This window comes from Streptomyces sp. HUAS MG56 (assembly GCF_058673395.1).
The window spans coordinates 2,814,670-2,838,215 of the sequence record NZ_CM178722.1 but is presented as its reverse complement, the minus strand read 5'-3'; the positions used below and the strand labels follow the sequence as shown (position 1 = coordinate 2,838,215).

At 72.9% G+C, this 23,546-nt stretch carries 20 protein-coding genes, 6 tRNA genes and 2 pseudogenes; 19 read left to right on the top strand and 9 right to left on the bottom strand.

Features of this window, described 5'->3' with window-relative positions:
- Window positions 1-85 precede the first annotated feature (85 nt).
- The 3 genes from cobT (at window position 86) to AC4OXY_RS13535 (ending at window position 6,222) form a co-directional block, all read left to right on the top strand.
- Complete coding sequence (cobT, locus tag AC4OXY_RS13545; protein ID WP_491993979.1) at window positions 86-3,940, top strand: nicotinate-nucleotide--dimethylbenzimidazole phosphoribosyltransferase; 3,855 nt, start codon at window positions 86-88, stop codon at window positions 3,938-3,940.
- Window positions 3,941-4,082: 142 nt separating this feature from the next.
- Complete coding sequence (gene cobA / locus AC4OXY_RS13540) at window positions 4,083-5,315, top strand: uroporphyrinogen-III C-methyltransferase (RefSeq protein ID WP_362819188.1); 1,233 nt, start codon at window positions 4,083-4,085, stop codon at window positions 5,313-5,315.
- An 88-nt stretch (window positions 5,316-5,403) separates the two neighbouring features.
- Window positions 5,404-6,222: a TrmH family RNA methyltransferase gene (locus AC4OXY_RS13535; RefSeq protein WP_402068740.1), complete on the top strand. Its 819-nt coding sequence runs from the start codon at window positions 5,404-5,406 to the stop codon at window positions 6,220-6,222.
- Between the two features lie 33 nt (window positions 6,223-6,255).
- Here the strand turns inward: AC4OXY_RS13535 and AC4OXY_RS13530 are convergent, their stop codons facing one another.
- Window positions 6,256-7,689: a serine/threonine-protein kinase gene (locus tag AC4OXY_RS13530; protein ID WP_356022070.1), complete on the bottom strand. Its 1,434-nt coding sequence runs from the start codon at window positions 7,687-7,689 to the stop codon at window positions 6,256-6,258.
- A 601-nt stretch (window positions 7,690-8,290) separates the two neighbouring features.
- Here AC4OXY_RS13530 and AC4OXY_RS13525 point away from each other — a divergent pair.
- From AC4OXY_RS13525 to AC4OXY_RS13515, 3 genes are all read left to right on the top strand, one after another.
- Window positions 8,291-8,467: a hypothetical protein gene (locus tag AC4OXY_RS13525; protein WP_177235595.1), complete on the top strand. Its 177-nt coding sequence runs from the start codon at window positions 8,291-8,293 to the stop codon at window positions 8,465-8,467.
- A gap of 287 nt (window positions 8,468-8,754) precedes the next feature.
- Window positions 8,755-9,777 carry a phosphotransferase gene (locus AC4OXY_RS13520; RefSeq protein WP_491993978.1) on the top strand — a complete coding sequence of 341 codons (1,023 nt, stop codon included), beginning with the start codon at window positions 8,755-8,757 and terminating at the stop codon, window positions 9,775-9,777.
- Between the two features lie 80 nt (window positions 9,778-9,857).
- The gene (locus AC4OXY_RS13515) at window positions 9,858-10,166 is read left to right on the top strand and encodes a TFIIB-type zinc ribbon-containing protein (protein ID WP_491993977.1); all 309 of its coding nucleotides are present in this window, start codon (window positions 9,858-9,860) and stop codon (window positions 10,164-10,166) included.
- Between the two features lie 63 nt (window positions 10,167-10,229).
- On the opposite strand, the gene AC4OXY_RS13510 is transcribed toward AC4OXY_RS13515, so the two are convergent.
- From AC4OXY_RS13510 to AC4OXY_RS13490, 5 genes are all read right to left on the bottom strand, one after another.
- Window positions 10,230-10,301, bottom strand: a tRNA-Val gene (locus AC4OXY_RS13510).
- Window positions 10,302-10,330: 29 nt separating this feature from the next.
- A tRNA-Val gene (locus AC4OXY_RS13505) sits at window positions 10,331-10,402 on the bottom strand.
- Between the two features lie 46 nt (window positions 10,403-10,448).
- A tRNA-Val gene (locus tag AC4OXY_RS13500) sits at window positions 10,449-10,520 on the bottom strand.
- 1 nt (window position 10,521) lies between these two features.
- Window positions 10,522-10,595: transfer RNA gene (locus AC4OXY_RS13495), tRNA-Cys, on the bottom strand.
- Window positions 10,596-10,633: 38 nt separating this feature from the next.
- Window positions 10,634-10,706: transfer RNA gene (locus AC4OXY_RS13490), tRNA-Gly, on the bottom strand.
- 112 nt (window positions 10,707-10,818) lie between these two features.
- On the opposite strand from AC4OXY_RS13490, the gene AC4OXY_RS13485 reads away from it, so the two are divergent.
- The 3 genes from AC4OXY_RS13485 (at window position 10,819) to AC4OXY_RS13475 (ending at window position 13,677) form a co-directional block, all read left to right on the top strand.
- Complete coding sequence (locus tag AC4OXY_RS13485; RefSeq protein ID WP_376288946.1) at window positions 10,819-11,949, top strand: chorismate-binding protein; 1,131 nt, start codon at window positions 10,819-10,821, stop codon at window positions 11,947-11,949.
- Complete coding sequence (locus tag AC4OXY_RS13480) at window positions 11,946-12,767, top strand: aminotransferase class IV (protein WP_491993976.1); 822 nt, start codon at window positions 11,946-11,948, stop codon at window positions 12,765-12,767. Before AC4OXY_RS13485 ends, AC4OXY_RS13480 begins: the two co-directional genes overlap by 4 nt.
- Window positions 12,768-12,852: 85 nt before the next feature.
- Window positions 12,853-13,677: a GNAT family N-acetyltransferase gene (locus AC4OXY_RS13475; RefSeq protein WP_491993975.1), complete on the top strand. Its 825-nt coding sequence runs from the start codon at window positions 12,853-12,855 to the stop codon at window positions 13,675-13,677.
- 236 nt (window positions 13,678-13,913) lie between these two features.
- Here the strand turns inward: AC4OXY_RS13475 and AC4OXY_RS13470 are convergent, their stop codons facing one another.
- A complete protein-coding gene (locus AC4OXY_RS13470) occupies window positions 13,914-14,441 on the bottom strand; it encodes a DsbA family protein (RefSeq protein WP_362822788.1) in 528 nt (175 codons plus the stop codon).
- Window positions 14,442-14,700: 259 nt separating this feature from the next.
- Between AC4OXY_RS13470 and AC4OXY_RS13465 the strand changes: the two genes are divergently transcribed.
- Window positions 14,701-15,147 carry a hypothetical protein gene (locus AC4OXY_RS13465; protein WP_491993974.1) on the top strand — a complete coding sequence of 149 codons (447 nt, stop codon included), beginning with the start codon at window positions 14,701-14,703 and terminating at the stop codon, window positions 15,145-15,147.
- Between the two features lie 199 nt (window positions 15,148-15,346).
- A complete protein-coding gene (locus tag AC4OXY_RS13460) occupies window positions 15,347-15,505 on the top strand; it encodes a hypothetical protein (protein ID WP_177240264.1) in 159 nt (52 codons plus the stop codon).
- A 100-nt stretch (window positions 15,506-15,605) separates the two neighbouring features.
- Here the strand turns inward: AC4OXY_RS13460 and AC4OXY_RS13455 are convergent, their stop codons facing one another.
- Window positions 15,606-16,166 carry a CGNR zinc finger domain-containing protein gene (locus AC4OXY_RS13455; protein ID WP_356022051.1) on the bottom strand — a complete coding sequence of 187 codons (561 nt, stop codon included), beginning with the start codon at window positions 16,164-16,166 and terminating at the stop codon, window positions 15,606-15,608.
- A gap of 294 nt (window positions 16,167-16,460) precedes the next feature.
- Window positions 16,461-16,874 carry an SsgA family sporulation/cell division regulator gene (locus AC4OXY_RS13450; protein WP_004002642.1) on the bottom strand — a complete coding sequence of 138 codons (414 nt, stop codon included), beginning with the start codon at window positions 16,872-16,874 and terminating at the stop codon, window positions 16,461-16,463.
- Window positions 16,875-17,065: 191 nt separating this feature from the next.
- Between AC4OXY_RS13450 and AC4OXY_RS13445 the strand changes: the two genes are divergently transcribed.
- The 8 genes and pseudogenes from AC4OXY_RS13445 (at window position 17,066) to AC4OXY_RS13410 (ending at window position 23,520) form a co-directional block, all read left to right on the top strand.
- Window positions 17,066-17,542 carry a TIGR02611 family protein gene (locus AC4OXY_RS13445; RefSeq protein WP_356022048.1) on the top strand — a complete coding sequence of 159 codons (477 nt, stop codon included), beginning with the start codon at window positions 17,066-17,068 and terminating at the stop codon, window positions 17,540-17,542.
- A gap of 84 nt (window positions 17,543-17,626) precedes the next feature.
- Window positions 17,627-17,698, top strand: a tRNA-Val gene (locus tag AC4OXY_RS13440).
- 288 nt (window positions 17,699-17,986) lie between these two features.
- Window positions 17,987-18,442: pseudogene (locus AC4OXY_RS13435) on the top strand (alpha/beta hydrolase); the annotation flags it as partial.
- Window positions 18,443-18,853: 411 nt separating this feature from the next.
- Window positions 18,854-19,384 (top strand): annotated as a pseudogene (locus AC4OXY_RS13430) (alpha/beta fold hydrolase); the annotation flags it as partial.
- Between the two features lie 400 nt (window positions 19,385-19,784).
- Window positions 19,785-21,071 (top strand): ABC transporter substrate-binding protein, encoded by a 1,287-nt coding sequence (locus AC4OXY_RS13425; RefSeq protein ID WP_491993973.1) that lies wholly within the window; start codon window positions 19,785-19,787, stop codon window positions 21,069-21,071.
- Window positions 21,072-21,084: 13 nt separating this feature from the next.
- Complete coding sequence (locus tag AC4OXY_RS13420; protein ID WP_491993972.1) at window positions 21,085-22,044, top strand: carbohydrate ABC transporter permease; 960 nt, start codon at window positions 21,085-21,087, stop codon at window positions 22,042-22,044.
- Entirely contained in the window at window positions 22,041-22,919 is an 879-nt protein-coding gene (locus AC4OXY_RS13415; protein ID WP_356022041.1) for a carbohydrate ABC transporter permease, read from the top strand. Before AC4OXY_RS13420 ends, AC4OXY_RS13415 begins: the two co-directional genes overlap by 4 nt.
- A 10-nt stretch (window positions 22,920-22,929) precedes the next feature.
- Window positions 22,930-23,520, top strand: coding sequence for a hypothetical protein (locus AC4OXY_RS13410; protein WP_362822783.1), 591 nt, complete (start codon window positions 22,930-22,932; stop codon window positions 23,518-23,520).
- Window positions 23,521-23,546 lie beyond the last annotated feature (26 nt).

Below are 23,546 nucleotides of genomic sequence, written 5' to 3'. Positions count from 1 at the left end.
GCTCGTTCTTCACTACGGGCGGTCGGTGCGCCGTTCCGGATGAGCTGGTCGTAGGAGAGCACTAACCGATGGGCGAGGGGTACGCATGACCGACACCGGCCAGGTCCCGGGCGAGGGACAGCCGGAGAGCGCAGGCATGGTGGAGCAGCCGGGCGTCGCCGCGCACGGTGCGTACACCTACCTCTCCGAAGCACCCGCCGAGGACGAAGAGCTGTTGCTGCCCGGCGCCCAGGGCGCGTGGGGCAACGAGGTACCGCCGCCCGCTCCGGAGCCGGTCCTGGAAGCCGTGCACGAGCCGGGCCCGCACGAGACGGCCGGCCGCGACAGCGGTTCCGTGGACCTCAGCGGCGTCCGCCTGCCGAACCCGGCCCCGGTGTCCGCGCCGCCGTCCCCCGTCCTCTCCGCGCCGCAGGATCCGCAGGCCGCCGCGCAGCCGCCGCGTCGCCCGCTGCACCTCGGCCCGCCCATCCCGGACGCCTCCGCCAGCCCGGTCCGCTCCCTCGCGGACCGCGGCCCGGCCGGCGCACCGGTCCGCCAGCCGGCCCCGGCACCGGCCGGCCCCGAGTACCTCGACGCCCAGCCGCTGGGCGAGTTGGCCCCGCAGAACGCGGCCCCCTGGGGTACGGCGCCCGCGCCTGCCCCCACGCCGGTGCCCCAGTCGGGCGCACCGGCCCCGGCTGCGGAAACGGTTGACCCGGCGATCGTCACGCCGGACGCCGGTGTCGCGGTGGACACGGCGGCCGACAGCGCGGTTCCGGCCGCGGCCGTGGCCCCGGCAAACGGCGCCGCGCCCGCGGGGGTTGCGGTTCCCGTGGAGGCCGCGATGCCCGCCGAGGCCGTGGCCCCGGCAGAGGCAGATGCGGACGCAGTGGTTCCGGTGGAGGCCGCCGCCGTGCCGGCGGAGGTCGCGGTCGCCGTGGACGCCGTGGACGCGGCGGGTCCCTCGGCCGGCGCCGACCAGGCCGCCGCCACCCCGGTCGCGCCGCAGGCGGCCGACGAAGTGCCCGCCGCCGCGCCGGTCGTGCACGGTCACGACGGTGCGCAGCCCGCGGCCGCCCACGACGGCATCTATGTGGCTCCTGCCGCCGTCGCGGCTCCTGAGAATGTCGAGGTCGCCGTGGTGGCACCGGAGAACGGCGCGGCCGAGCAGGCCCCCGCCGAGGCAGCACCCGTCGTCGCCGAGGCCGCGCAGGCCGTGGCGGACCCGAGCGGTGCCGTCGCCCCGGTCGACGCCGTGGCGGTGCATGTGCCCGAGCAGGTGCAGGCCGCCGAACCCGCCCAGCCGGCCCCGGAGCACGCTGTGCCGGTGGTGGCCGAGGTCCCCGTCGCCGCTGCCGTGCCCGTCGCGGTGGCTCCGGCCGTCGCCCCGGAGGCCCCCGCCCCGGCGCAGCCCGACCCGGACACCCCCGCCGCCGACGTCGTACCGCCCGCCGAGGCCGTACCGGCGCCCGAGCAGTCGGCAGCGCCCGTCGCGCCCGCCCCGGAACCGGCGGAGGCGGAGGCCGCGGTGCCGACCGCACCCGCAGCCGAGGCCCCCGCGCCGGTCCCAGGCGCTCCCGCGGCGCCCGAGCCGCAGCCCTACCCGGCTCAGGGCCCGCAGCTGGCCGAACCCGTGACGCCCGTCGTGTCCGCCGCGCCCGAGGCCCAGGCGGTGCACGAGGCAGCGCAGCCGGCCGCGGAGCAGCAGGCCCAGCCCGTCGCCGTCGAGGCGGAGCCGCAGCCCGAGCCGGTCGCACAGGACGCCGTCGTACCCGAGACGGCCGCCGCCGAAGCGCCTGTCGCTCCGGCCGCCCCGGAGACCGAGCCCGCCGCCCCGGCCGCCGTCGTCGGTGAAGCCGCCGAGCCGCAGGTCCAGGTCCAGGTCCCGGCCGAGGCCGAGCAGGCCGAGCCGCTGCCCTCGCACGTGCAGCCGGAGCCGCAGCCCGAGCAGCCCCTCGGACAGTTCGTGCCCGTCGACGGACAGGTGCCCACCACCCCGCACCTGGCGCCGACCCCGCCGCACCCCCTCGTCCTCCCCACGGAGGTGGAGACGCAGCAGCCGGTGGCCACGGTGCCCGCACCGCGCGAGGGCGACGCTCTCGCACCGGTGGCGCCGGACGCGGGGCACGCCCCCGATGTCGTACAGCACGCGGAGGACCTCCGGACCAGGGTCGCCGACCAGGAAGAAGAGGGCACGGCCGCAGTGGCGGAAGCACGACAGCCCACCGGCCCCGCCGCGCCCGGCTACGACGACGCCGAGCGCGAGGCCGTCCTGAAGGTGATGCGCGAACGCCGCGACATCCGCAACGGCTTCCGCAGCGACCCCATTCCGCACGAGGTGCTGCTGCGCGTCCTGGAGGCCGCCCACACGGCGCCCTCCGTGGGCCACTCGCAGCCCTGGGACTTCGTCGTCATCCGCTCCGCCGACACCCGGCGGACGATGCACGAACTGGCGATGCGGCAGCGCGACGCCTACGCCAAGTCGCTGCCGAAGGGCCGGGCCAAGCAGTTCAAGGAACTGAAGATCGAGGCCATCCTCGACACCCCGGTCAACATCGTCGTCACCGCAGACCCCACCCGGGGCGGCCGCCACACCCTCGGCCGTCACACGCAGCCGCAGATGGCGCCCTACTCCTCGGCGCTCGCGGTGGAGAACCTCTGGCTCGCCGCCCGCGCCGAAGGCCTCGGCGTCGGCTGGGTCAGCTTCTTCGACGAGCGGGAGATGGTCCGCGCGCTCGGCCTGCCCGAGCATCTGGAGGTCGTGGCGTACCTGTGCGTCGGGTACGTCGACGAGTTCCCGGACGAGCCCGAGCTGATGCAGGCCGGCTGGTCCAAGCGACGCCCGCTGTCCTGGGTGGTGCACGAGGAGACGTACGGCCGCCGCGCCCTGCCCGGAGAGGAACCCCACGACCTGCTTGCCGAGACCGTCGCACAGATCCGCCCGCTCGACGCCAAGGCACTCGGCGAGGCCTGGGAGCGCCAGAAGCGCATGACCAAGCCGGCCGGCGCGCTCGGCATGCTGGAGATCATCTCCGCTCAGCTGTCCGGGCTGTCCCGGCAGTGCCCGCCGCCGATCCCGGAGCCCGCGGCCGTCGCCATCTTCGCCGGCGACCACGGGGTGCACGCCCAGGGCGTGACCCCCTGGCCGCAGGAGGTCACCGCCCAGATGGTGGCCAACTTCCTCGGTGGGGGAGCGGTCTGCAACGCCTTCGCGGCCCAGGTCGGCGCCGAGGTGTGCGTCGTGGACGTCGGTGTCGCCGCCGACCTGCCCGCCACGCCCGGCCTGCTGCCCCGCAAGATCCGGGGCGGCACGTCCGACATGACCACCGGCCCCGCGATGACGCGCGAGGAGGCGAAGGCGGCCATCGAGGTCGGCATCGAGACCGCTCGCGACCTGGTCGCGGCCGGCAACAAGGCGCTGCTCACCGGTGAGATGGGCATCGCGAACACGACCGCGTCCGCCGCGCTGATCTCGGTCTTCACGGGCGCCGATCCGGCGGAGGTGACGGGCCGTGGCACGGGCATCAACGACGAGACGCTGGCGCGCAAGACCGAGGTCGTGCGCCGGGCGCTGGAACTCCACCAGCCGGACCCGGCCGACCCGCTCGGCGTCCTCGCGGCCCTCGGCGGCTTCGAGCACGCGGCCATGGTCGGTCTCCTCCTCGGCGGCGCCTCGCTGCGTACGCCGGTGATCCTGGACGGCGTCAGCGCCGGCGCCGCGGCCCTGGTCGCCCGTGCCATCGCCCCCGAGGTGCTCGCGGCCTGCATCGCGGGCCACCGCAGCGCCGAACCGGGTCACGTGGCCGCCCTCAACAAGCTGGGCCTGCGCCCCCTGGTCGACCTCGACCTGCGCCTCGGCGAGGGCACGGGCGCCCTCCTGGCCCTCCCGCTGGTCCAGAGCACGGCCCGGGCGATGCACGAGGTGGCGACGTTCGACTCGGCAGGGGTCACCGAGAAGTAGGCGCCACGGCACGCGGCGGTCCGGTGTTCAGCTGCCGGACCGCCCGTGCCCTCTGCCCTGCGCACAGCTAAAATCGCACGTCAGGGCCGCTCCGAAGGTGCAGCGGGCCCCCAACGCACAGCTGCACGAGGAGCCGCCCCTCATGGCCGAACACCCCGCCTACCCCGTAGGCCTCCGCCTCTTTGGCCGCCGCGTGGTCGTCCTCGGCGGCGGTCAGGTGGCCCAGCGCCGCCTGCCCGCGCTGATCGCGGCGGGCGCGGACGTCACCGTCGTCTCCCCGGAGGCGACCCCCTCGGTCGAGGCCATGGCGGACGCGGGCGAGATCACCTGGGAACGGCGGCCCTACACCGACGGCGACCTGGCCGAGGCCTGGTACGCCCTCATCGCCACGAGCGACCCGGAGGCCAACTCCGCCGCCTCCGCCGAGGCCGAGCGCCACCGCGTCTGGTGCGTCCGCTCCGACGACGCCGACCGGGCGACCGCCTGGACCCCGGCGACCGGTCACAGCGAGGGCGTCACGGTCGCCGTACTCACCACGGACGCGCGCGGCCGCGACCCCCGGCACACCGCCGCGATCCGCGACGCGGTGGTGGAGGGCCTGCGCGACGGCACCCTGGTGGCGCCGCACCACCGCACCCGTGCGCCCGGCGTGGCCCTGGTCGGCGGCGGCCCCGGCGACCCCGACCTGATCACGGTCCGCGGGCGCCGCCTGCTCGCCGAGGCGGACGTCGTCATCGCCGACCGGCTCGGCCCGCGCGACCTGCTCGCCGAACTCCCGCCGCACGTCGAGGTGATCGACGCGGCGAAGATCCCGTACGGCCGCTTCATGGCCCAGGAAGCCATCAACAACGCGCTGATCGAGCACGCCAGGCAGGGCAAGTCGGTCGTCCGGCTCAAGGGCGGCGACCCGTACGTCTTCGGCCGGGGCATGGAGGAGGTCCAGGCACTCGCCGAGGCCGGCATCCCGTGCACGGTCGTCCCCGGCATCTCCAGCTCGATCTCGGTGCCCGGCGCGGCCGGCATTCCGGTCACCCACCGGGGCGTCGCCCACGAGTTCACGGTCGTCAGCGGCCATGTGGCCCCCGACGACGAGCGCTCCCTGGCCGACTGGCCCTCGCTCGCGAAGCTCACCGGCACGCTCGTGATCCTGATGGGCGTCGACAAGATCGGGAAGATCGCCGAGACGCTCGTCGCGCACGGCAAGTCCCCCGACACCCCCGTCGCGCTGGTCCAGGAAGGCACGACGGCCGCGCAGCGCCGCGTCGACGCCACCCTCGCCACGGTCGCCGAGACCGTGCGTGCCGAGGAGGTGAAGCCGCCGGCGGTCATCGTCATCGGCGAGGTCGTGACGGTCGGCCCGTCGCCGGCCCGCTGACCATGCGTGGCCCGATCACGCGTAACCCGGGGTAACACACTCCGTCCCAGCCGTTGGCAGCACCTCCAGGACAAGGCAGTATCACCCTGTGGCCGATCTCATCACCGTCGAGGATCCCGACGACCCGCGTCTCGCCGACTACACCGGACTGACCGACGTCGAACTGCGCCGCAAGCGCGAGCCCGCCGAAGGCCTGTTCATCGCCGAGGGCGAGAAGGTCATCCGCCGGGCCAAGGAAGCGGGCTACGAGATGCGCTCCATGCTGCTCTCGGCCAAGTGGATCGACGTCATGCGCGACGTCATCGACGAACTTCCCGCCCCGGTCTACGCCGTGAGCCCCGAAGTCGCCGAACAGGTCACCGGCTACCACGTGCACCGTGGCGCCCTCGCCTCCATGCAGCGCAAGCCGCTGCCCACGGCCGGCGAACTGCTGCGCTCCGCACGCCGGGTCGTGGTCATGGAGTCGGTGAACGACCACACGAACATCGGCGCGATCTTCCGATCGGCCGCGGCGCTCGGCATGGACGCGGTCCTGCTGTCGCCCGACTGCGCCGACCCGCTGTACCGGCGGAGCGTCAAGGTCTCGATGGGCGCGGTGTTCTCGGTGCCCTACGCCCGTCTGGAGACCTGGCCCAAGAGCCTGGAGTCGGTCCGCGAGGCCGGCTTCACGCTCCTCGCGCTCACCCCGGACGACAAGGCCCGCTCCCTCGACGAGGCGGCCCCCCACACGATGGACCGGGTGGCCCTGATGCTCGGCGCCGAGGGCGACGGACTCTCCACGCAGGCGCTGGTCGCCGCCGACGAATGGGTGCGCATCCCCATGTCCCACGGCGTCGACTCGCTGAACGTGGGCGCGGCCGCGGCGGTGGCGTTCTACGCGGTGGCGACCGGCCGCCCGCAGTCCTGACGACCGCTCCGGCAGGCACTCACCGCCGGGCACTCACGGTCCGGCGTCCGGGCGCGGAGCCGCTCCGTACCGCGGAGCCGCCTCGTCCCGGTCCGCCGCCGGCCCCCCGGCCTGCGACCGCTGCCGTAGCTGCTGGGCGTGCTGACCCTGCCCGTCGCCGTCGCCGCCGAGTCCGCGCGCCGGACCCTGGCAGCCCTGCGCCAGCGCGATCCCGAGCGCCACGAGAATCGTCACCACGACGAACACGAACAGCCGCTGCCGCAGCAGCCGAGGATTGGCCGGACGCCGTCCGGTCCCCGTCGCACGCGGCCCCGGCCGCCCGGTACCGCTGCGCGGAGCGGGCCGGCTTGCGCCGCCGGAGCGCGGGCCGCCGCCGCGCGGCGCCGGTGTCGGACGAGCCGCACCGGGACGCGCGCCGGCCCCCGCACCGCGCGCGCTGCCGCCGTTCCGCGAGGGCACGCCGTTGCGCGCCGGCGCACCGCCGCTCCGGGAGGGGACACCGCCGCGCGGCACCGGGGTGCCGGCGGCCGGGCGCCGCTGGGTGTGCTGCTGCTCGGGGTAGGTGTCGACGAGCCGGCCCGTGGGCCGGTCCGCCTCCGCGGCGCGCGGCGCGGGCGGCCGTACGCCGGCCTCCATGCCGTGCGCCTCACGGGCGGCGATCTCCTTCAGCCGCAGCGACAGCTGGAGCGTGCTCGGCCGGTCCTCGGGATCCTTCGCCAGACAGGCCCGGACCAGCGGGGCGAGCGCGTCGGGCACGCCGAACAGCTGCGGCTCCTCGTGCACGACCCGGTACAGCATCACCTCGGAACTGCCCTGCCCGAAGGGGGAGTCACCGGTGGAGGCGTAGGCGAGGGTCGCGCCCAGCGAGAAGACGTCGGTCGCCGGGGTGACGGCCGCGCCGCGCACCTGCTCGGGCGCGAGGAAGCCGGGGGAGCCGACGGCCGTGCCGACGTGCGTGAGGGTGGAGGCACCGGTGGCCCAGGCGATGCCGAAGTCGATGATCCGCGGCCCCTTCGGGGACAGCAGGATGTTGGAGGGCTTCAGATCCCGGTGGACGACCCCGGCCTCGTGCACCGCGACCAGGCCCTCGGACAGGGCCGCGCCGATCGCGGCGGCGTCGGCCGCCACGAGCGGGCCCTCGTCGGCGACCTTGTCGTGCAGGGAGGGGCCGGGCACGTACTGGGTGGCGAACCAGGGGCGCTCGGCCTCCAGATCGGCCGCGACCAGCCGGGCCGTACAGCCGCCCCGGATGCGCCGGGCCGCCGAGACCTCACGGGCGAACCGCGACCGGAACTCCTGATCCTCCGCCAGATCGGGCCGGATCACCTTCAGCGCGACGCGCTGCCCCTTCTTGTCGGAGCCGAGGTAGACCACGCCCATGCCGCCCGCGCCGAGCCGTCGGTGCAGCCTGAACGAGCCGACGACGCGCGGGTCCTCGCGCCTCAGGCGCATCATCGCCATGTTCATCCCCGCTGCCCGGCCTCTGTGACGTGGCACAGCTTACGTTTCCACGGCCGTCGGCGCGCAGAGGCCGCGCCCTCGGGCCCGAACGGATTGCGCGGACGGCCCGCCTGATGTGAAACGGGGTCAGCACCCCGGGCTGTGCAGTGCCCTTGAACAATCCGCGCCTTCAACCTGCAATCGTGGCAAGGCGGTTGAAGCTACTAGAGGGCAGACGGCAGCGGTCGGCGAGCCCGCCGGACGCCCACCCCGCACCGCCCGGTCAACCGCTGACCGGGCGGACGGTGAGACGGGCGCGACCGCCTTCCGGCCCGTCGCCCGAGTGATCGATGTCACTCCACCCGTACCCGGATGCTCCGGAAATGACGGCATACGGCGGACGTCCCCTCCGGGAAGACCCCGAGACCCGCTCCGCCGTCTCCACCCTGGGGAGTACGCCCCAGGTCATGGCTCATCCTCCGGGAGGCCCGGCAATCGGTACGAGGGCATGACGCCCGCAGTGGGCTGCGCCCCTAGATTTGAGGACAAGCGGCGGGTGCAGCACTCGTCCCCCGAGGTCAGACACCCGCCGCTCCGAAGAGAACACAAGACGGTCAGGAGAGGGACCATGGCCCACACGGCACCGCGGCGCACGTCGTTCGCACCCCGTCGTACGGGCCGTCGCCACCCGCTGGTGGCGACGCTCATGGCCCTTCCCCTGGCGGCCCTGCTCCTGCTCGTCTTCGACGGCTGGGAGACGGTGGCCACACAGGCGTCGTCCGTGGGTGCGATGCTGGGGCGCTGAGCGGCGCCCCAGGCCCGGAAGAGCGGTCCGGGCGGGGACATCCATCCAGGAAACCCCGTGGGGACGGGGGTGCGGCGGACGGCACGAATGCCGGCGCAGCTGGGGAGCTGCGCCGGCATTGCGCCGTTCTCGCACACGCGTCTGTGCTCCGCCCGCCCAAGGGAGTCGGCCGAGGCCGGGATCGCAGCCCGAGCACGCCGTCAGGGCAGGGGTCCGGGTGCGCACCCGCCACCCCGCCCGGCGATCGTCATACGCTCACCCCCACACCCCGATCCCCGAGGCGCCCCGTGACTCTCCTCCCCGCGCTCACCGCCGAGGCCAAGGCCGTCGCGCACCCGGGTCGCGGCGCCGCCGACTGCGCCTGCCCCGCCACCCCCGACCCCCTCGCCGACCGCCCCGACGCGACCGTCGTCCGGCACGGCGGCACCGTCGCGAAGGCTCACGCCCCCGGCACCGACCCCGCCGAACTGACGCCCCGCCTCGCGCTGGCCGCCCGCCTGCCGGACGTCTTCCTGCCCCCGCTCGCGCCGGTCCCCACCCCCCTGCACGACCGCCTCCTCACTTTCTGGCCGTACGGCACCCCCGTGGACCCCGACGTCCCCGACGCCGCCCCCTGGGAAGCCGCGGCCACCCTCCTCGCCCGTCTGCACCGCACGGCCCCGCCCGACGGTCTGCCCCCGATGCGCGGCCCGGCCCGGGCCGCCCGAGCGGTTCATCGCCTCCACACGGCCCTGGCCTGCGAAGCCGCGGACGCCGAAACCGTGGATGTCCGACTCGTGGAAGCCGTGGACGCCGAGGCCGCGGAGCAAGCCGCCCCGCCGCCCGAGGCCGCCGCCCCCGTCCTCGCCGCCTGGGCCGCCCTTCCCGCGTGGGCGCGCGCCGAAGCCCCGATGCCGGGGCCGGCCATCCTCTGCCACGGCGACCTGCACCTCGGCCAGCTCGTCCGGCACCCGGCGCCGGACGGCTCCTGGCGGCTGATAGACGTCGACGACCTCGGTACCGGCGCCGCGGCCTGGGATCTAGCCCGGCCCGCCGCCTGGTACGCCTGCGGGCTTCTCCCGCCCGACGCTTGGGTCCGTTTCCTCGGCGCGTACCAGCGGGCCGGGGGACCGGCCGTACCGGCGAGCGGTGACCCCTGGCCCGCGCTGGACGTCCCGGCGCGTGCTCTCACCGTGCAGACGGCCGCCCTCGCACTCACGAAGGCGCTCGACGGAAACCGCCCACTGGACGAGATCGAGCAGTCACTGATCGACGCATGTGCCCGAATGGTACGGATTCAGCACCAGTTGGCGCCCCGGCCCCTGAACTAGGCTGCAACCGCCCGGGATCACACGGAGTCTGTCCTGGGGAAACACCAAGCAGGATCGACCGGCGAGGAGTTGAGCCGACGATGCATTGTCCGAAGTGCCATGCGCCGATGCACACCTACAACCGCAACGGCGTCCAGATCGAGCAGTGCAGCGGCTGCCGCGGCATCTTCCTCGACTACGGCGAGCTGGAGGCGCTGACCCAGCTGGAGGCCCAGTGGCCCAAGCCCGTTCCTCAGGCCTACCCGGCCCCGCCCGCCCCGCAGGCGTACCCGGCGCCGCCCGCGCCCGCCTGGGGTGCCCCGCACGGCGGTCATCACGGCGGCCACGGACACCACGGTCACCATGACCACCACCACAAGAGCTGGGCCCACATGCTCTTCTCCAGCTGAGCGAGGCGGGCACACGAAGAAGCCCCCGGCCGTACGAGACGGCCGGGGGCTTTCTTCGGTGTGTGGACGATACTGGGATTGAACCAGTGACCTCTTCCGTGTCAGGGAAGCGCTCTCCCGCTGAGCTAATCGTCCGCAGGCTGTGACGCGAGGATCACAGTCAGTGCGCGATACTGGGATTGAACCAGTGACCTCTTCCGTGTCAGGGAAGCGCTCTCCCGCTGAGCTAATCGCGCGGGGAGGATCTTCGAGAAGATCCGCAGGACCTCCGGGGAGATCCAGTGGACGATACTGGGATTGAACCAGTGACCTCTTCCGTGTCAGGGAAGCGCTCTCCCGCTGAGCTAATCGTCCTTGGAGGTGGAGACGGGATTTGAACCCGTGTAGACGGCTTTGCAGGCCGTTGCCTCGCCTCTCGGCCACTCCACCAGGAGTGTAGGGGATCGGGATGACCCTTACTTCCTTCGAGCGGACGACGAGGCTCGAACTCGCGACCTCAACCTTGGCAAGGTTGCGCTCTACCAACTGAGCTACGTCCGCTTGTCGTTTCGGTCCGCTTCCGCGTCCCGGCGACGTGTTGAACTCTAGCGGATTCCCGGGCCAGTACAAAAACGCGTTTGCGCAGCGTGCTGCGGTACACCCGACGGAGGACATGGTCAGGGCTCCCTCGGGGACATCCCGGAGCCATCTGTCGGACACCCGACCTAGACTCGATCGCGTGCCTCACCACGCTTCCCGGCCCCCTGCCCTGGCCCGCTTCGGCGACCGCGTCGCCACCGGTCTCCTGGACGTCACCAGCGACCCGGCCGCCCTGGACTCGGACGGCTTCTGGGCCGTCTGCGCGGACTTCGAGGGCGGGCTGACCTGCGCCCGCTTCGCGGACGTACGCGAGGAGCCGGTGCCCGCCCCGGTGCCGGGCGGCTGGTGCGGCCCGGCGTTCGGGGAATGGACCTCCTCCCTGGACCGGCGCGCGTACACGGCGGCCGTCGGCCGGATACGCGAGCACATAGCGGCCGGCGAGGTCTACCAGGCCAACCTCTGCCGGGTCCTCACCGCGCCCGTGGCCCCCGACGCCGACGTGGACGCCCTGACCGCCGCGCTGGCCCGCGGCAACCCGGCGCCGTACGCGGGCACGATCCGGCTGCCGGAGCACGGCGTGGAGATCGCCACCGCCTCACCCGAGCTGTTCCTGCGCCGGGCGGGGCGGATCGTCGAGAGCGGGCCCATCAAGGGCACCGGGCGCACGGAGGCGGACCTCCTGGAGAAGGACTACGCCGAGAACGTGATGATCGTGGACCTGGTGCGCAACGACATCGGACGCGTGTGTGCGACCGGCAGCGTGACCGTCCCCGACCTGTGCGCCGTCGAGAAGCACCCCGGCCTGGTCCACCTGGTCTCCACGGTCCGCGGTGAACTGCGGCCCGGCGCCGGCTGGCCCGAGCTCCTCGCCGCCGCGTTCCCGCCCGGCTCGGTGACCGGCGCGCCGAAGTCGAGCGCCCTGCGGATCATCGACGCCCTGGAGACGGCCCCGCGCGGGCCGTACTGCGGCGGCATCGGCTGGGTCGACGCCGACCGGGGCACGGGCGAGCTGGCCGTCGGCATCCGCACCTTCTGGATCGACCGGCCGGGCGACGGCACGGCGCTGCTGCGCTTCGGCACCGGCGCCGGGATCACCTGGGGGTCCGACCCCGAGGGGGAGTGGCGGGAGACCGAGCTGAAGGCGGCCCGGCTGCTCGCGGTAGCGTCGGGGGCGTACGGGGCGAGTGGAGGGGTGTACGCATGAGGATCTGGCTGGACGGCGGGCTGCGGGACCTGGAGTCCGCCCGTGTCTCCGTCTTCGACCACGGACTGACGGTCGGCGACGGCATCTTCGAGACCGTGAAGGCGGCCGACGGGCGGCCCTTCGCCCTCACCCGACACCTCGACCGGCTCACCCGCTCGGCCCGGGGCCTCGGCCTGCCCGACCCGGACCACGACGAGATCCGCGAGGCCTGCGCCGCCGTCCTGGCGGCCAATCCGATGCCGCTCGGCCGGCTGCGGATCACCTACACCGGCGGCCACGGCCCGCTCGGCTCCGACCGCGGCGAGCACGGCCCGACCCTCGTGGTCGCCCTCGGCGAGACCACCCGCCGCCCGGACACCACCGCCGTGATCACGGTCCCCTGGACCCGCAACGAACGCGGCGCCCTGACCGGCCTGAAGACCACCTCGTACGCCGAGAACGTCGTCGCTCTCGGCCGTGCCCACGAACAGGGCGCCTCCGAGGCGCTGTTCGGCAACACGGTGGGACAGCTCTGCGAGGGCACCGGCTCCAACGTCTTCGTCGTCCTGGGCGGCGAGATCCACACCCCGCCGGTCGCCTCCGGCTGTCTGCCCGGCATCACCCGCGCCCTGGCGATCGAGTGGATCGGCGCCAGGGAGACCGACCTCCCGCTCGACGTCCTCGGGCGCGCCGACGAGATCTTCCTGACCTCCACCCTGCGCGACATCCAGGCCGTGCACCGCGTGGACGACCGCGAACTGCCCGCGACCCCGGGCCCGGTGACCGCCAAGGCGATGCGCGTCTTCGCCGAGCGCTCCGGGGACGACCTGGACCCCTGAGCCGGCGAAGGGCCGTGGGCCGACGGGCGCGGGGGCCTGGGAAAACGGGCTGACTCGGAGCTCGGGCACGGGTAGAACACCTGTGATGACCACGACCCTGCGGCCGGTCGAGCCGCTACAGCAGCACCCCGACGGCACCCGTTCGCGCCGTTACCAGGTGTGCGTGAACAGCCGCCCCGTCGGCGAGATCCACCTCGGTACCTCGCCGTCCCTCGGGGACACGGTGGCGAGCGTCGACGAACTGTGGATCGCCGAGCCCGACCGGCGGCGCGGCCGGGCCACGGTGGCCGTGCTCGCCGCGGAGGAGGTGGCGCGCGGCTGGGGCTGCACCCGGATCGAGACAGTCGTGCCCGCCTCGGCGGACATCGTCCTGCGGCTGTTCGAGACCCTCGGCTACAGCCTGCGCAACCGCCGCATGCGCAAGCCGCTCGGCACCGTCCCGCCCGAGCTGCCGGCGGGCAGCGCCGCGCGGCCCATGACGGAGGCCGACTTCGCGGCCTGGCAGGAGCACGAGATCGAGCGGTACGCGCGCACGTGGATGGACCGCGGCCTGCCCGAGGCCGTGGCCCGCGACAAGGCGCGCCGTGACCACGAGCGGCTGCTGCCCCACGGGCTCGCCACCGACGGCACGCGCTTCAGCGTCCTGGAACACGAAGGGGCCCGGGTGGGCGTGCTGTGGCTGGCGCTCACGGACGACGGCGCGTTCGTGTACGGCGTCGAGACCGAGGCGGCCCACCGCGGCCGGGGGCACGGCCGTACGCTCATGCTGGTGGCGGAGCGCCAGGCGATCGAGGCCGGCCGGCCGGTCCTCGGCCTCAACGTGTTCGCGGGCAACACCCCGGCGGAGCGGCTCTACGAGTTCCTCGGCTACGAGACGACGTCCCACTCCCTCGCCAAACCCCTGCTGTAGGAGACACCGGGGCACGGGGTTCCTAGGCGGCGCGGGGTTCCCAGGGGGTGTCGTTCATCCCGGCGTCGCGGGCCCTGGCACGCGCTCCCCCAGAGGGGGCACCCCCAGCGGCGTTGTCGTCGATCGCCGACTCCCCCACGCTCGGCTTCGCTCGCGCGGGAGGGGCCCCCACGACCCCGCTCGGGTCCGCCGGCCCGCACTGTTCCTCACGGCCGACCTGATCCAGACGACACCCCCTAGGCCTGCCCGCCCCCGCCCAGCAGTCGGTCGGCGATCTCCTCGACGCGCTCGCGCAGGCCCTCCTGGCTCTTGCCGCCGTCGAGGCGTTCGCCGCCGATGACGTACGTCGGGGTGCCGGTCACCCCGATCGCCTTGCCCTCGGCCTGGTCTGCGTCCACGATCAGGATGTGCCGCCCGTCGATCAGCGCGGTGTCGAACTCCTCGGCGTCCAGCCCGAGTTCACCGGCCACCTCGACCAGGAAGGGTTCTCCCCGACGGTCCAGCTCCTCGACCCGCCCGAGCACGGCCTCCACGTACGGCCAGCCCCGGCCCTGCGCCAGCGCCTCCTCGGCGGCCTGGGCCGCGGCGAAGGAGTGCTTGTGATTCTCCAGCGGGAAGTGCCGCAGCCGCAGCTCCAGCCGGTCGCCGTAGCGGGCGCGCAGGGCGCGGACGTCGTCCAGGGCGGTACGGCAGTCGGGGCACTGAAGCTCGCACCAGACGTCGAGGACGAGGGCGTCGGCGCGCGCGGGGGAGGAGTCGCTCATGCCGCCCAGTCTTCCAGGCCGGGCCCGGCCGACCCAATCGGGACCGTACGGCACTCCAGGAGGAGACGACCCGGAGATGTCCCTGATGTCCGCTGCGGGCATGGCATCGCGGGTACGGGACGGTGCAGGATGGAGGGGACGGAGCACGCCGGCCCGGCGTGCTGTGCCGCTCGCGTTCCTCGCGTTCCTCGCGTTCCTCGTGATCCTCGCGTTGTCCGCGTGGAGCCTTCCGCCCGACCGAGCCCGCCAGGAGGACCGGATGATTGCCGAGACCGTCTGCTCCGCCGTGTCCGCGGCGGGCCTGGGCATCGCTGTGGTCACGGCCTACCGCAAGCGCTTCCTGGCGGCGGCGCGCATCGCGGCCTACTCGCTGGTGCCGGTCGGCCTGGTGATGACCGGGCTCGTCGGCTGGCTCGCCGACACCGCCTTCAGCCCTGTCGCCTGGGCGGGCTTCGGGGTGCTGGGCGCGGCCTGGGTGATCTTCGCGGGCACGCGCGCCGTCGAGCGCCGGCGCGGCGGCGCCACCCGGGCCGAGCGCAGAGCGCCCCGCGGCAGCGGGACGGACGCGGTCGCCCCTGCGGCCTCCGCCCCCTCCCTGGGCCCGGGGACCCGGCAGGCCACCGGATCCGCCACCGCCCCACGCGGCACCGGCGCCACCGAGGACTTCAGCGACATCGAGGCCATCCTCAAGAAGCACGGCATATGACGGCCGCATGACGTTCGCGACGGCATAAGGGCACGTCGGGCCGCCAGGGCCGAAATGACACAGTGCGGCGTGGCCGCGTCCGGTTCCGTTCACAAAACGAAGCAAGTCGGGCGGGACGGCACGGAATGCGGCAAGTCTCGCATCCAGGTGGCATGTTGATCGCGTGCGGTGCCTCTCCTGCGTCATGATCTGCCGCGAGATGCTGGACACGACACAGAGCGAGGCCGCGCCGCCGCCACCGAAGGACGAGCCGCGCGGGTGCCTCTTCGCCCTATCCCAGCCACCGCTGATGATCTTCCTTGCGGTGATCGGGTGTCTGATCCTCATGGCTGCGCTGCACGACCTGCTGTTGCTGTGAGCCGTACGCGTCCGTCCCGGCGCCACCCGCCGGGACCGACGTCGACCCGGACCCGCCGAGCATCCCGCCTGCGCACGGCAACCGCGTGCCGCGCGGCCGGTCAGCCCGTCGCCTCCTTGCGCCGGGCGCGGTAGGCGGCCACGTGCAGCCGGTTTCCGCAGGTTCGGCTGTCGCAGTAGCGACGCGAGCGGTTGCGGGAAAGATCGACGAAGGCACGCCGGCAGTCCGGCGCCTCGCAGCGCCGCAGGCGCTCCTGCTCCCCGGCGACCACGAAGAAGGCGAACGCCATCCCGCAGTCGGCGGCGAGATGGTCGGCCACGGAGGCGCCCGGCGCGAAGTAGTGCACATGCCAGTCATAGCCGTCGTGGTCCGTCAGGCGTGGCGTGGTGCCGGCCGCGGCGACCAGGTCGTTGATCAAACCTGCGGCGGACCGTGGGTCCGGGGCCGCGAAGATCGCCGCGAAGCGCCCCCGCACCCGGCGCACCGCCGAGAGATCGAACTCCGACAGCGTGCCGACATCACTGATTTCGTGGTTTCGTACGAAATCTGCGAGAGCGGGGACATCGGGCAGTCCGTCCGCCGCCGCGCTGTCCTCCGGCGCGGTGTTCACCAGATCGACCGCGGTGTCGAGGGCCCGCCGGGTGTCGTGGGTGATCAGCACGTTTCGCTCCCTGGCCTGGGGGTCGGGCGACGCCCGCCGATGCTGGCCGATGGTAGCGACATCCGCGCGCCGCGCAGCGGCCGCTGCCCGACTCGGCATGCCGGGACAACGCCCCCGCGCCCGCCAGGGTTCCCGGCCCCGTCCCGCCCGCGCGGGGCGGAGGGGGGCGGACACAGGCCGACGCCGCCCCGTGAACGCTCACGGTGACGGCGCCGGGCTGTGCCGTATGCGGTTGTCCTGGCCCGAGCCGTCTCCCCGAGTGGACGGCGCCGGGCTGCTTTCGATGGCCGCGGCCTAGCTTTCCGCCAGGATGTGCGACAGCTCCTGATCCAGGTCGAAGTGCCGGTGTTCCGTGCCGGGCGGCACGGCGGCGTCGGTTCGCTTCAGGAAGGACTCCAGGGCCCGCGCCGGGGCTTCGAGCAGGGCCTCCCCCTCCGGGGAGCTGAGGGCGATGCACACGACGCCCTGGCCATGACTGCGCGATGGCCAGACGCGGACGTCGCCGGTCCCGGTGGGCCGGTGCAACCCTTCGGCAAGGAGGTCGCGGGCGAACACCCACTCGACGGTTTCCTCGGCTCCGGTGTGGAAGGTGGCGTGCACGGCGTAGGGGTCGGCCGTGTCGTACCGCAGGCCTGCGGGGACAGGCAGGGAGGACTCGCTCGACACAACGAGGCGCAGGTGCAGCTCGCAGCTGACCGTGGTGTTCATAAGCGCCAGGGCCTTTCGCTCAGTGTGCGCTCGGGGATTCGCACGTCGGCGAAATCGACATGCCACCTACGGTGCCGTTGTAAACCCCTCTGGGCGTTTTGCGTGTCTTTACGTAACTCTTCCGGCCGAGAACTCTTACCAGACCTACGGCCATTTCAGTGACGGGATTCACTCGGGTAGGGTTTGTCCGTATGAATACGGGGAGTGACGAGTCGGGTGAGACCCCTGCGACGGCGGACGAGGTCCACACGGGCCCGCGGGCGCCGCGACGGGACGCCGTACGGCCGGCCGATGGCGGGCTCGGATCCCGGGCGCCGGAATTCGTCAAGGCCCGCCGGGTTCTGCATGTGAGCTGGCAGGCCGGCGTCTTCGTGATCGGCCTCGCGGTCGTCGTGGCCGGCATCGTCATGCTCCCGCTGCCCGGGCCCGGCTGGGTGGTGATCTTCGGCGGCATGGCGATCTGGGCGACCGAGTTCGTCTGGGCCCAGCTCGTGCTCCGCTGGACCAGACGCAAGGTCACCGAGGCGGCCCAGCGGGCCCTCGACCCCAGGGTGCGCCGTCGCAACATCACGGTGACCGCGGTCGGGCTGACGATCGCCGTCGCGCTGGCCGGCGTCTACCTGGGGCGGTTCGGCCTCGTCGTGCCGTGGAAGATCAACGAGGAGTGAGCCGGCCCGTCGCCCAGGCCGCCCGTCGGCCCGTCCCCTGGTCGGAGGCACCCCCTGACATGGGGTAATGTTCTTCCTGCGCCCGGGCGATTAGCTCAGTGGGAGAGCGCTTCGTTCACACCGAAGAGGTCACTGGTTCGAACCCAGTATCGCCCACCCGGACCGACGGCCCACCTGCGAAACAGCAGGTGGGCCGTCGGCGTTTGTGCCCACGTCTGTGCCGATGTCCGGCGGGTACCGGGGACCGGGGCGCGCCGGCCGGGGAGGTGCTCAGGCGGGGACGGGGCAAGCGCCCCGGGGGCCGGCGCGTTTTGCCGAACCGGCAACAAGCCTCGTGCGCGGCGGGCGGTTCACAGGAGCATCGGGAGAGACGCCGCACGAGCGGCCGATGCGCCGCAACGGGCCTCGCCCCACCGCACTGACCCTCAACCTCCCGGAGCCGTCATGCCCCAGCTCCCCGCCCCCGCCTTCGACCCGTCCCACCGCACGGTCCCCTCACCGGCGGGCCGCGTTCACCTCGTGGAGCAGGGCCGGGGCCCACTGGTGCTGCTGGTGCACGGGTTCCCGGAGTCCTGGTACTCCTGGCGCCACCAGCTGCCGGCGCTGGCCGCCGCGGGCTACCGCGCCGTGGCCGTCGACGTCCGGGGCTACGGCCGCTCCTCCAGACCGGCGGCCGTGGACGCGTACCGGATGCTCGACCTGGTCGCGGACAACGTCGCCGTGGTCGAGGCCCTGGGGGAGCGGTCCGCGGTGGTCGTCGGCCACGACTGGGGTGCGACGATCGCCGCCACCTCCGCCCTGACCAGGCCCGATGTGTTCCGTGCCGTGGCCCTGCTGGGCGTGCCGTACACCCCGCCCGGCGGTCCGCGCCCCAGCGAGGTCTTCGCGCGGATGGCCGGGACGGGCGACGATGACAGTGGCGAAGACGGTCACGGTGGTGACGGCGGTCGCAGGGCCGGCATCGAAGGCGGTGGCGACCACGGCCCCGGCGGGGGCGGCGCGGGCAGCGGTGCCGGCGCTTGCACCGCGGGCGACCAGGTCGGCGGCGTCGGCGGGGCGACCGGTGGCCTCGACCTCGTATCGACCGGTGACCGTGCGGCGACGGGTGACCGTGCGGCGACCGGTACGCGTCGTGCCGCGCGCGGCGACTGTGAGACGACCGGCGACGGCCCTGGAACCGGTGCCGACCGCGGCAGCGGAGTCGAGAAGCGGGACGTGGACGACGACGCGGAAGGCCGGCCCGGCGTCGAAGCCGCGGGGACCGCGAGGCATGCGCAGTCGGCGGGCCCCGCAGGGGAGTTCGTGGTGCCGGACGAGTTCTACGTCTCGTACTTCCAGCGGCCGGGCCGGGCGGAATCGGAGATCGAGCCCGATGTACGCGGCTGGCTCGCCGGCTTCTACGCGGCCCTGTCCGCCGACACCATGCCCGGACCCGGCGCTCCCGACCCGCACTTCGTCACCCGTGGTGGCACCCTGCGCGAACGCTTCCCGGCAGGCCGGCTGCCGGCCTGGCTGGGCGAGCGCGATCTCGACGTCCTGGCCGGGGAGTTCGAGCGGACGGGGTTGACCGGGGCGCTGAACCGGTACCGGAACATGGACCGGGACTGGGTCGACCTGGCCGGTTACGCGGGTGCGCCGATCACGCAGCCGTCGCTGTTCGTCGGCGGTGCCCTGGACGCCTCGCTCGCCTGGCTGGCGGACGCGGTCGCGGCGTACCCCGAGACCCTGCCCGGTCTGCTCGGCTCGCACATCCTCGACGGCTGCGGCCACTTCGTCCAGCAGGAGCGCCCCGAGGAGACCAACCGAATCCTCCTCGACTGGCTCGCGGCCCTGCCCGCCTGATCCCGGGTCACGCCGGCAACGAGCAACCCGTCGCTCCCCCTCGCCGTCAACGACGATCGCGAGGGCGAGGGCGAGGGCGAGGGCGAGGGCGAGGGTCAGGGTCAGGGGCAGGGCGAGCGCGAGGGGCCGGGGATGGGGGCGAGCGCGAGCACGCGAACCCGGATCAGGACGAGGACGACGACTCCCGGCCCCGCCATCCCCGTTGCCCCCGTTCGGCCCGCCGACCGCACTTCCCCCACCAGCGCCGACCCCCGGCATGCCGCTCGGGCGCGTGCGCCGTCCGCGAGAAAATCCTGTCCGAATCATTGACGCACCCCTGGCCCCTCCGTACCTTGTGCCAGCAAGCGCTTACTTGAAACGATTCATGGCGCGGCGACGACGCTGCGGGGAGGGCCCGACTGTGGGAACCAGCAGGAATCTCGAGAGGCGTACGATCCTGAAGGCGGCCGGGGCGTCTGCGGCCGTGCTCGGGCTCGCGGCGACGACCGGCTGTGGCGGCGGAAGCGGTTCCGGGGACGGGACGGTGACGATCCGTTACTCCTGGTGGGGTGCCGAGGAGCGGGCCAAGAGGATCAACCAGACCATCGCCCTCTTCGAGAAGAAATACCCGAAGATCAAGGTCAAGACGGACTTCCAGACGTACGCGTCCTTCTGGGAGAAGTTCCAGACCCAGGCCGCCGGCGGTAATCCTCCGGACGTTTTCCAGAACGCCGTCACCTTTCTTCGGAAGTACGACAAGCGTGGAATTCTTCTCGACCTCAACTCCCAGGCGACGGCAGGCAATCTGAGCCTGGATCACTTTCGGGAGGGCGTCACGAAGGTCGGCCAGGTCGACGGCAAACAGCTCGGAATTCCGGTCGGTTCCAACACCATGGCGCTCGTCATCGACGAGAAGGTGTTCCGGAAGGCGGGCGTCGAACCGCACGCGGGCTGGACCTGGGACGACTACTTCAAGGCCCTGAAGACGATCCACGACAGGACGAGTATTCCGGGGGACACCGGCTACTTCACCATCATGTACCTGTACGACCTCTACCTCCGCCAGAACGGCAAGGCCTTCTACACCAAGGACGGACTCGGCTTCGACCAGGCCGATCTGACGGAGTGGTGGACGGACGGGTACAACCGGGTCAAGGCCGGCATCGTCACCGACCCGAAGGTCGTCCAGCAGGACAACCCCAAGTCCTCGCTCTCCGCCGGACACGGCGCCTCGGAGTTCACCTGGGACAACTTCACCGTCCGCTACTCGGCGGAGGGCAACAGCACCTACGGCCTCGCCCCGATCCCGACCACGGACGGCAGGCAGACCGGCCAGTACCTCGCCTCCCTGATGCTCAGCGCCTCCTCCCACACCTCCCACCCGAAGGAGGCCGCGCAGTTCATCGACTTCATGGCCCACGACCCCGAGGTCGGCAAGATCATGGGTTACGACCGCGGCATCCTCGCGAGCACCGAGCAGTACGACGCGTACCGGCCGACCGACGCGGTCAACAAGGAGATCGCGCAGTACGAGGCGGACACCGCCAAGGCGGGCGTCCTCGGCACGATCACCCCGCACCCCTCCGGTGCCGACACCATCGAGGCCGCCTTCCTGCGCATCGGCGGCGACCTCGGACAGGGCAAGACGAAGGTCTCCGACGCGGTGAAGCAGTTCTTCACCGAGTCCGAGGCCGCCTTCCAGGCCTGAGGGGAAACATGCCGTGACCCTCGTCAAGCACTCCGTGCCCGCCGCCCGCAGGGCGCGCCCGGCCGCCTCCGCCGCCACGGGGCGGCCCGGCCGCCGCCGCGAGAACCTCGTCGGCTACCTCTTCATGTCCCCGTGGATCGCGGGCTTCCTGCTGCTGACCGCGGGCCCGATGGTCGCCTCGCTGTACTTCGCGTTCACCGACTACAACCTCTTCAACAGCCCCCGGTGGGTCGGGCTCGACAACTTCACCAAGATGTTCGCCGACCCCCGCTGGCAGAAGTCGGTGGAGGTGACGGCGAAGTACGTGATCATCGGCACCCCGCTGAAGCTGCTGCTCGCCCTCGGGGTGGCCCTCCTGCTCGCCCAGAGCCGCCGCGGCCAGGCCTTCTACCGGGCCGCCTTCTACGCCCCCTCGCTGATCGGCGCGAGCGTCTCGGTCGGCTTCGTCTGGCGCTCGCTGTTCTCCGACGGCGCGATCGTGGACCGTACCCAGTCCCTCTTCGGCTGGCACGTCGGCGGCTGGGTCGGCAACGCCGACTGGGTGCTGTACTGCCTGGTCGCGCTGACCGTCTGGCAGTTCGGCGCGCCCATGGTCATCTTCCTGGCGGGGCTGAAGCAGGTGCCCAGGGAGCTGTACGAGGCCGCCGAGGTGGACGGCGCCGGACCCTTCCGCACGTTCTGGACCATCACCCTGCCGATGATCTCCCCGGTGCTCTTCTTCAACGTGCTCCTGGAGACCATCCACTCCTTCCAGATCTTCGGCTCGGCCTACGTCGTCTCCAACACCCAGTGCGGCCCGGCCGACGCCACGCTCGTCTACACCTGCTACCTGTACCAACAGGGCTTCAAGAACGCCCAGATGGGCTTCGCCTCCGCCATGGCCTGGATGCTGCTGCTCGCCGTGGCCCTGGTGACGGCCGTCCTCTTCTGGTCCCAGAAGAAGTGGGTGCACTACGAGGAGGACACCCGATGAGTGCCACCACGGCCGCCAAGCCGTCGTCCCCGCCGATCCGCAGGCGCACCGGATCCCTCGTCTGGCACCTCGGCGCCCTGCTGATCCTCGCGGTCATCCTCTACCCGGTGATCTGGGTGATCGGCGCCTCCTTCAAACCCAGCAAGGACGTCGTCAACAGCCTCACGCTGTTCCCGTCCCACCCGATCCTGAGCAACTTCAAGGGCCTCGCCGACGGCATCGCGGACGTCCGGATCTGGACCTTCTTCCAGAACTCCCTCTTCTACGCGGGCGGTGCCGTCGTCGGCGTCCTCATCTCCTGCTCGCTGACCGCGTACGCGTTCGCCCGCATTCGCTTCGCCGGGCGCAACCTGCTCTTCTCGCTGATGATCGGCACGCTGCTGCTGCCGTACCACGTGCTGCTGATCCCGCAGTACGTGATGTTCCAGAAGCTGGGCTGGGTCAACACCTACACCCCGCTGCTGATCGGCAAGTACCTCGCCACGGAGGCCTTCTTCGTCTTCCTCATGGTGCAGTTCATGCGGAACCTGCCGAGGGAGCTGGACGAGGCCGCCCGGCTCGACGGCTGCGGGCACCTGCGCATCTACTGGTCGATCGTGCTGCCGCTGTCCCGGCCCGCGCTCATCACCAGCGCGATCTTCACCTTCATCAACGCCTGGAACGACTTCATGGGCCCGCTGATCTACCTCAACGAGCCCGGCAAGTACACGGTCTCCCTGGGCCTGATGATGTTCCGCGACTCCGACGGCGTCGCCGCCAATTACGGCGGGATGATCGCGATGTCCCTGGTCGCGCTGCTGCCCGTGCTGCTGTTCTTCCTCGCCTTCCAGCGCCATCTGATCGACGGGATGGCGACCTCCGGACTGAAGGGGTGAGACGACCGGCATGGCCGAAGCACGTGTGAAGGCACGCAAGGAGTCCGTGTTCGCCGAGCGGTTCGCCGTTTTCGCCGAATGTCTGCTCACCGGCATATGGATCGCGGTGGCCTCCCTCGGGGTCGTCACCTACCCGGCCGCCTTCGCCGCCGGCGCCCGGCATCTGCGCCGCCGCACCGGCCACCGGGCGGGCGGATGGCGGGAGTTCGCCGCCGACTTCCGCGCCGCCGTGCGCGGGGGCTGGGCGGTCGGGCTCGCGGGCTGGGCCGTCCCGGCCCTGGCCTGGCTGGAGGTGCGGGCCGTACGCGCCGGGCTGCCCGGCGGACCCCTCGTGGGCGCCGTAGGACTGCTCGCGCTGATCGGGGTCGCCGTGGCCGGACTGCGCGCGGCAGCCGTCTGGGCGCCCGGCACCCGTTGGCGCGCTCTGCTCGCGGAGGCGGGCCGGCGTACGGTCCTCGACCCCGCCGGATCCTTCCTGCTGGTCGGCGGAGCGGTGCTCACCGTCTGCTCCGCCCTGCTCATCGCCCCGCTGGCGGTGCCCGTGCTCGGCGCCGTCACGGCGGCGGCCGTCGCCGTCGAGGAGCGGTACCGGCGCCGCTGACCTGCCTCAATGCCGGTGCCCCTGGG

Excerpts from the sequence above, each read along its gene's own strand:
- AC4OXY_RS13460 (WP_177240264.1), top strand. The coding sequence starts at position 15,347 with ATGCTGGACACGACACAGAGCGAGGCCGCGCCGCCGCCACCGAAGGAC.
- AC4OXY_RS13465 (WP_491993974.1), top strand. The coding sequence starts at position 14,701 with ATGATTGCCGAGACCGTCTGCTCCGCCGTGTCCGCGGCGGGCCTGGGC.
- AC4OXY_RS13450 (WP_004002642.1), bottom strand. The coding sequence starts at position 16,874 with ATGAACACCACGGTCAGCTGCGAGCTGCACCTGCGCCTCGTTGTGTCG.
- AC4OXY_RS13415 (WP_356022041.1), top strand. The coding sequence starts at position 22,041 with ATGAGTGCCACCACGGCCGCCAAGCCGTCGTCCCCGCCGATCCGCAGG.
- AC4OXY_RS13470 (WP_362822788.1), bottom strand. The coding sequence starts at position 14,441 with ATGAGCGACTCCTCCCCCGCGCGCGCCGACGCCCTCGTCCTCGACGTC.
- AC4OXY_RS13515 (WP_491993977.1), top strand. The coding sequence starts at position 9,858 with ATGCATTGTCCGAAGTGCCATGCGCCGATGCACACCTACAACCGCAAC.
- AC4OXY_RS13480 (WP_491993976.1), top strand. The coding sequence starts at position 11,946 with ATGAGGATCTGGCTGGACGGCGGGCTGCGGGACCTGGAGTCCGCCCGT.
- AC4OXY_RS13525 (WP_177235595.1), top strand. The coding sequence starts at position 8,291 with ATGGCCCACACGGCACCGCGGCGCACGTCGTTCGCACCCCGTCGTACG.
- AC4OXY_RS13485 (WP_376288946.1), top strand. The coding sequence starts at position 10,819 with ATGGTCAGGGCTCCCTCGGGGACATCCCGGAGCCATCTGTCGGACACC.
- AC4OXY_RS13475 (WP_491993975.1), top strand. The coding sequence starts at position 12,853 with ATGACCACGACCCTGCGGCCGGTCGAGCCGCTACAGCAGCACCCCGAC.
- cobT (WP_491993979.1), top strand. The coding sequence starts at position 86 with ATGACCGACACCGGCCAGGTCCCGGGCGAGGGACAGCCGGAGAGCGCA.
- cobA (WP_362819188.1), top strand. The coding sequence starts at position 4,083 with ATGGCCGAACACCCCGCCTACCCCGTAGGCCTCCGCCTCTTTGGCCGC.
- AC4OXY_RS13530 (WP_356022070.1), bottom strand. The coding sequence starts at position 7,689 with ATGAACATGGCGATGATGCGCCTGAGGCGCGAGGACCCGCGCGTCGTC.
- AC4OXY_RS13410 (WP_362822783.1), top strand. The coding sequence starts at position 22,930 with ATGGCCGAAGCACGTGTGAAGGCACGCAAGGAGTCCGTGTTCGCCGAG.
- AC4OXY_RS13445 (WP_356022048.1), top strand. The coding sequence starts at position 17,066 with ATGAATACGGGGAGTGACGAGTCGGGTGAGACCCCTGCGACGGCGGAC.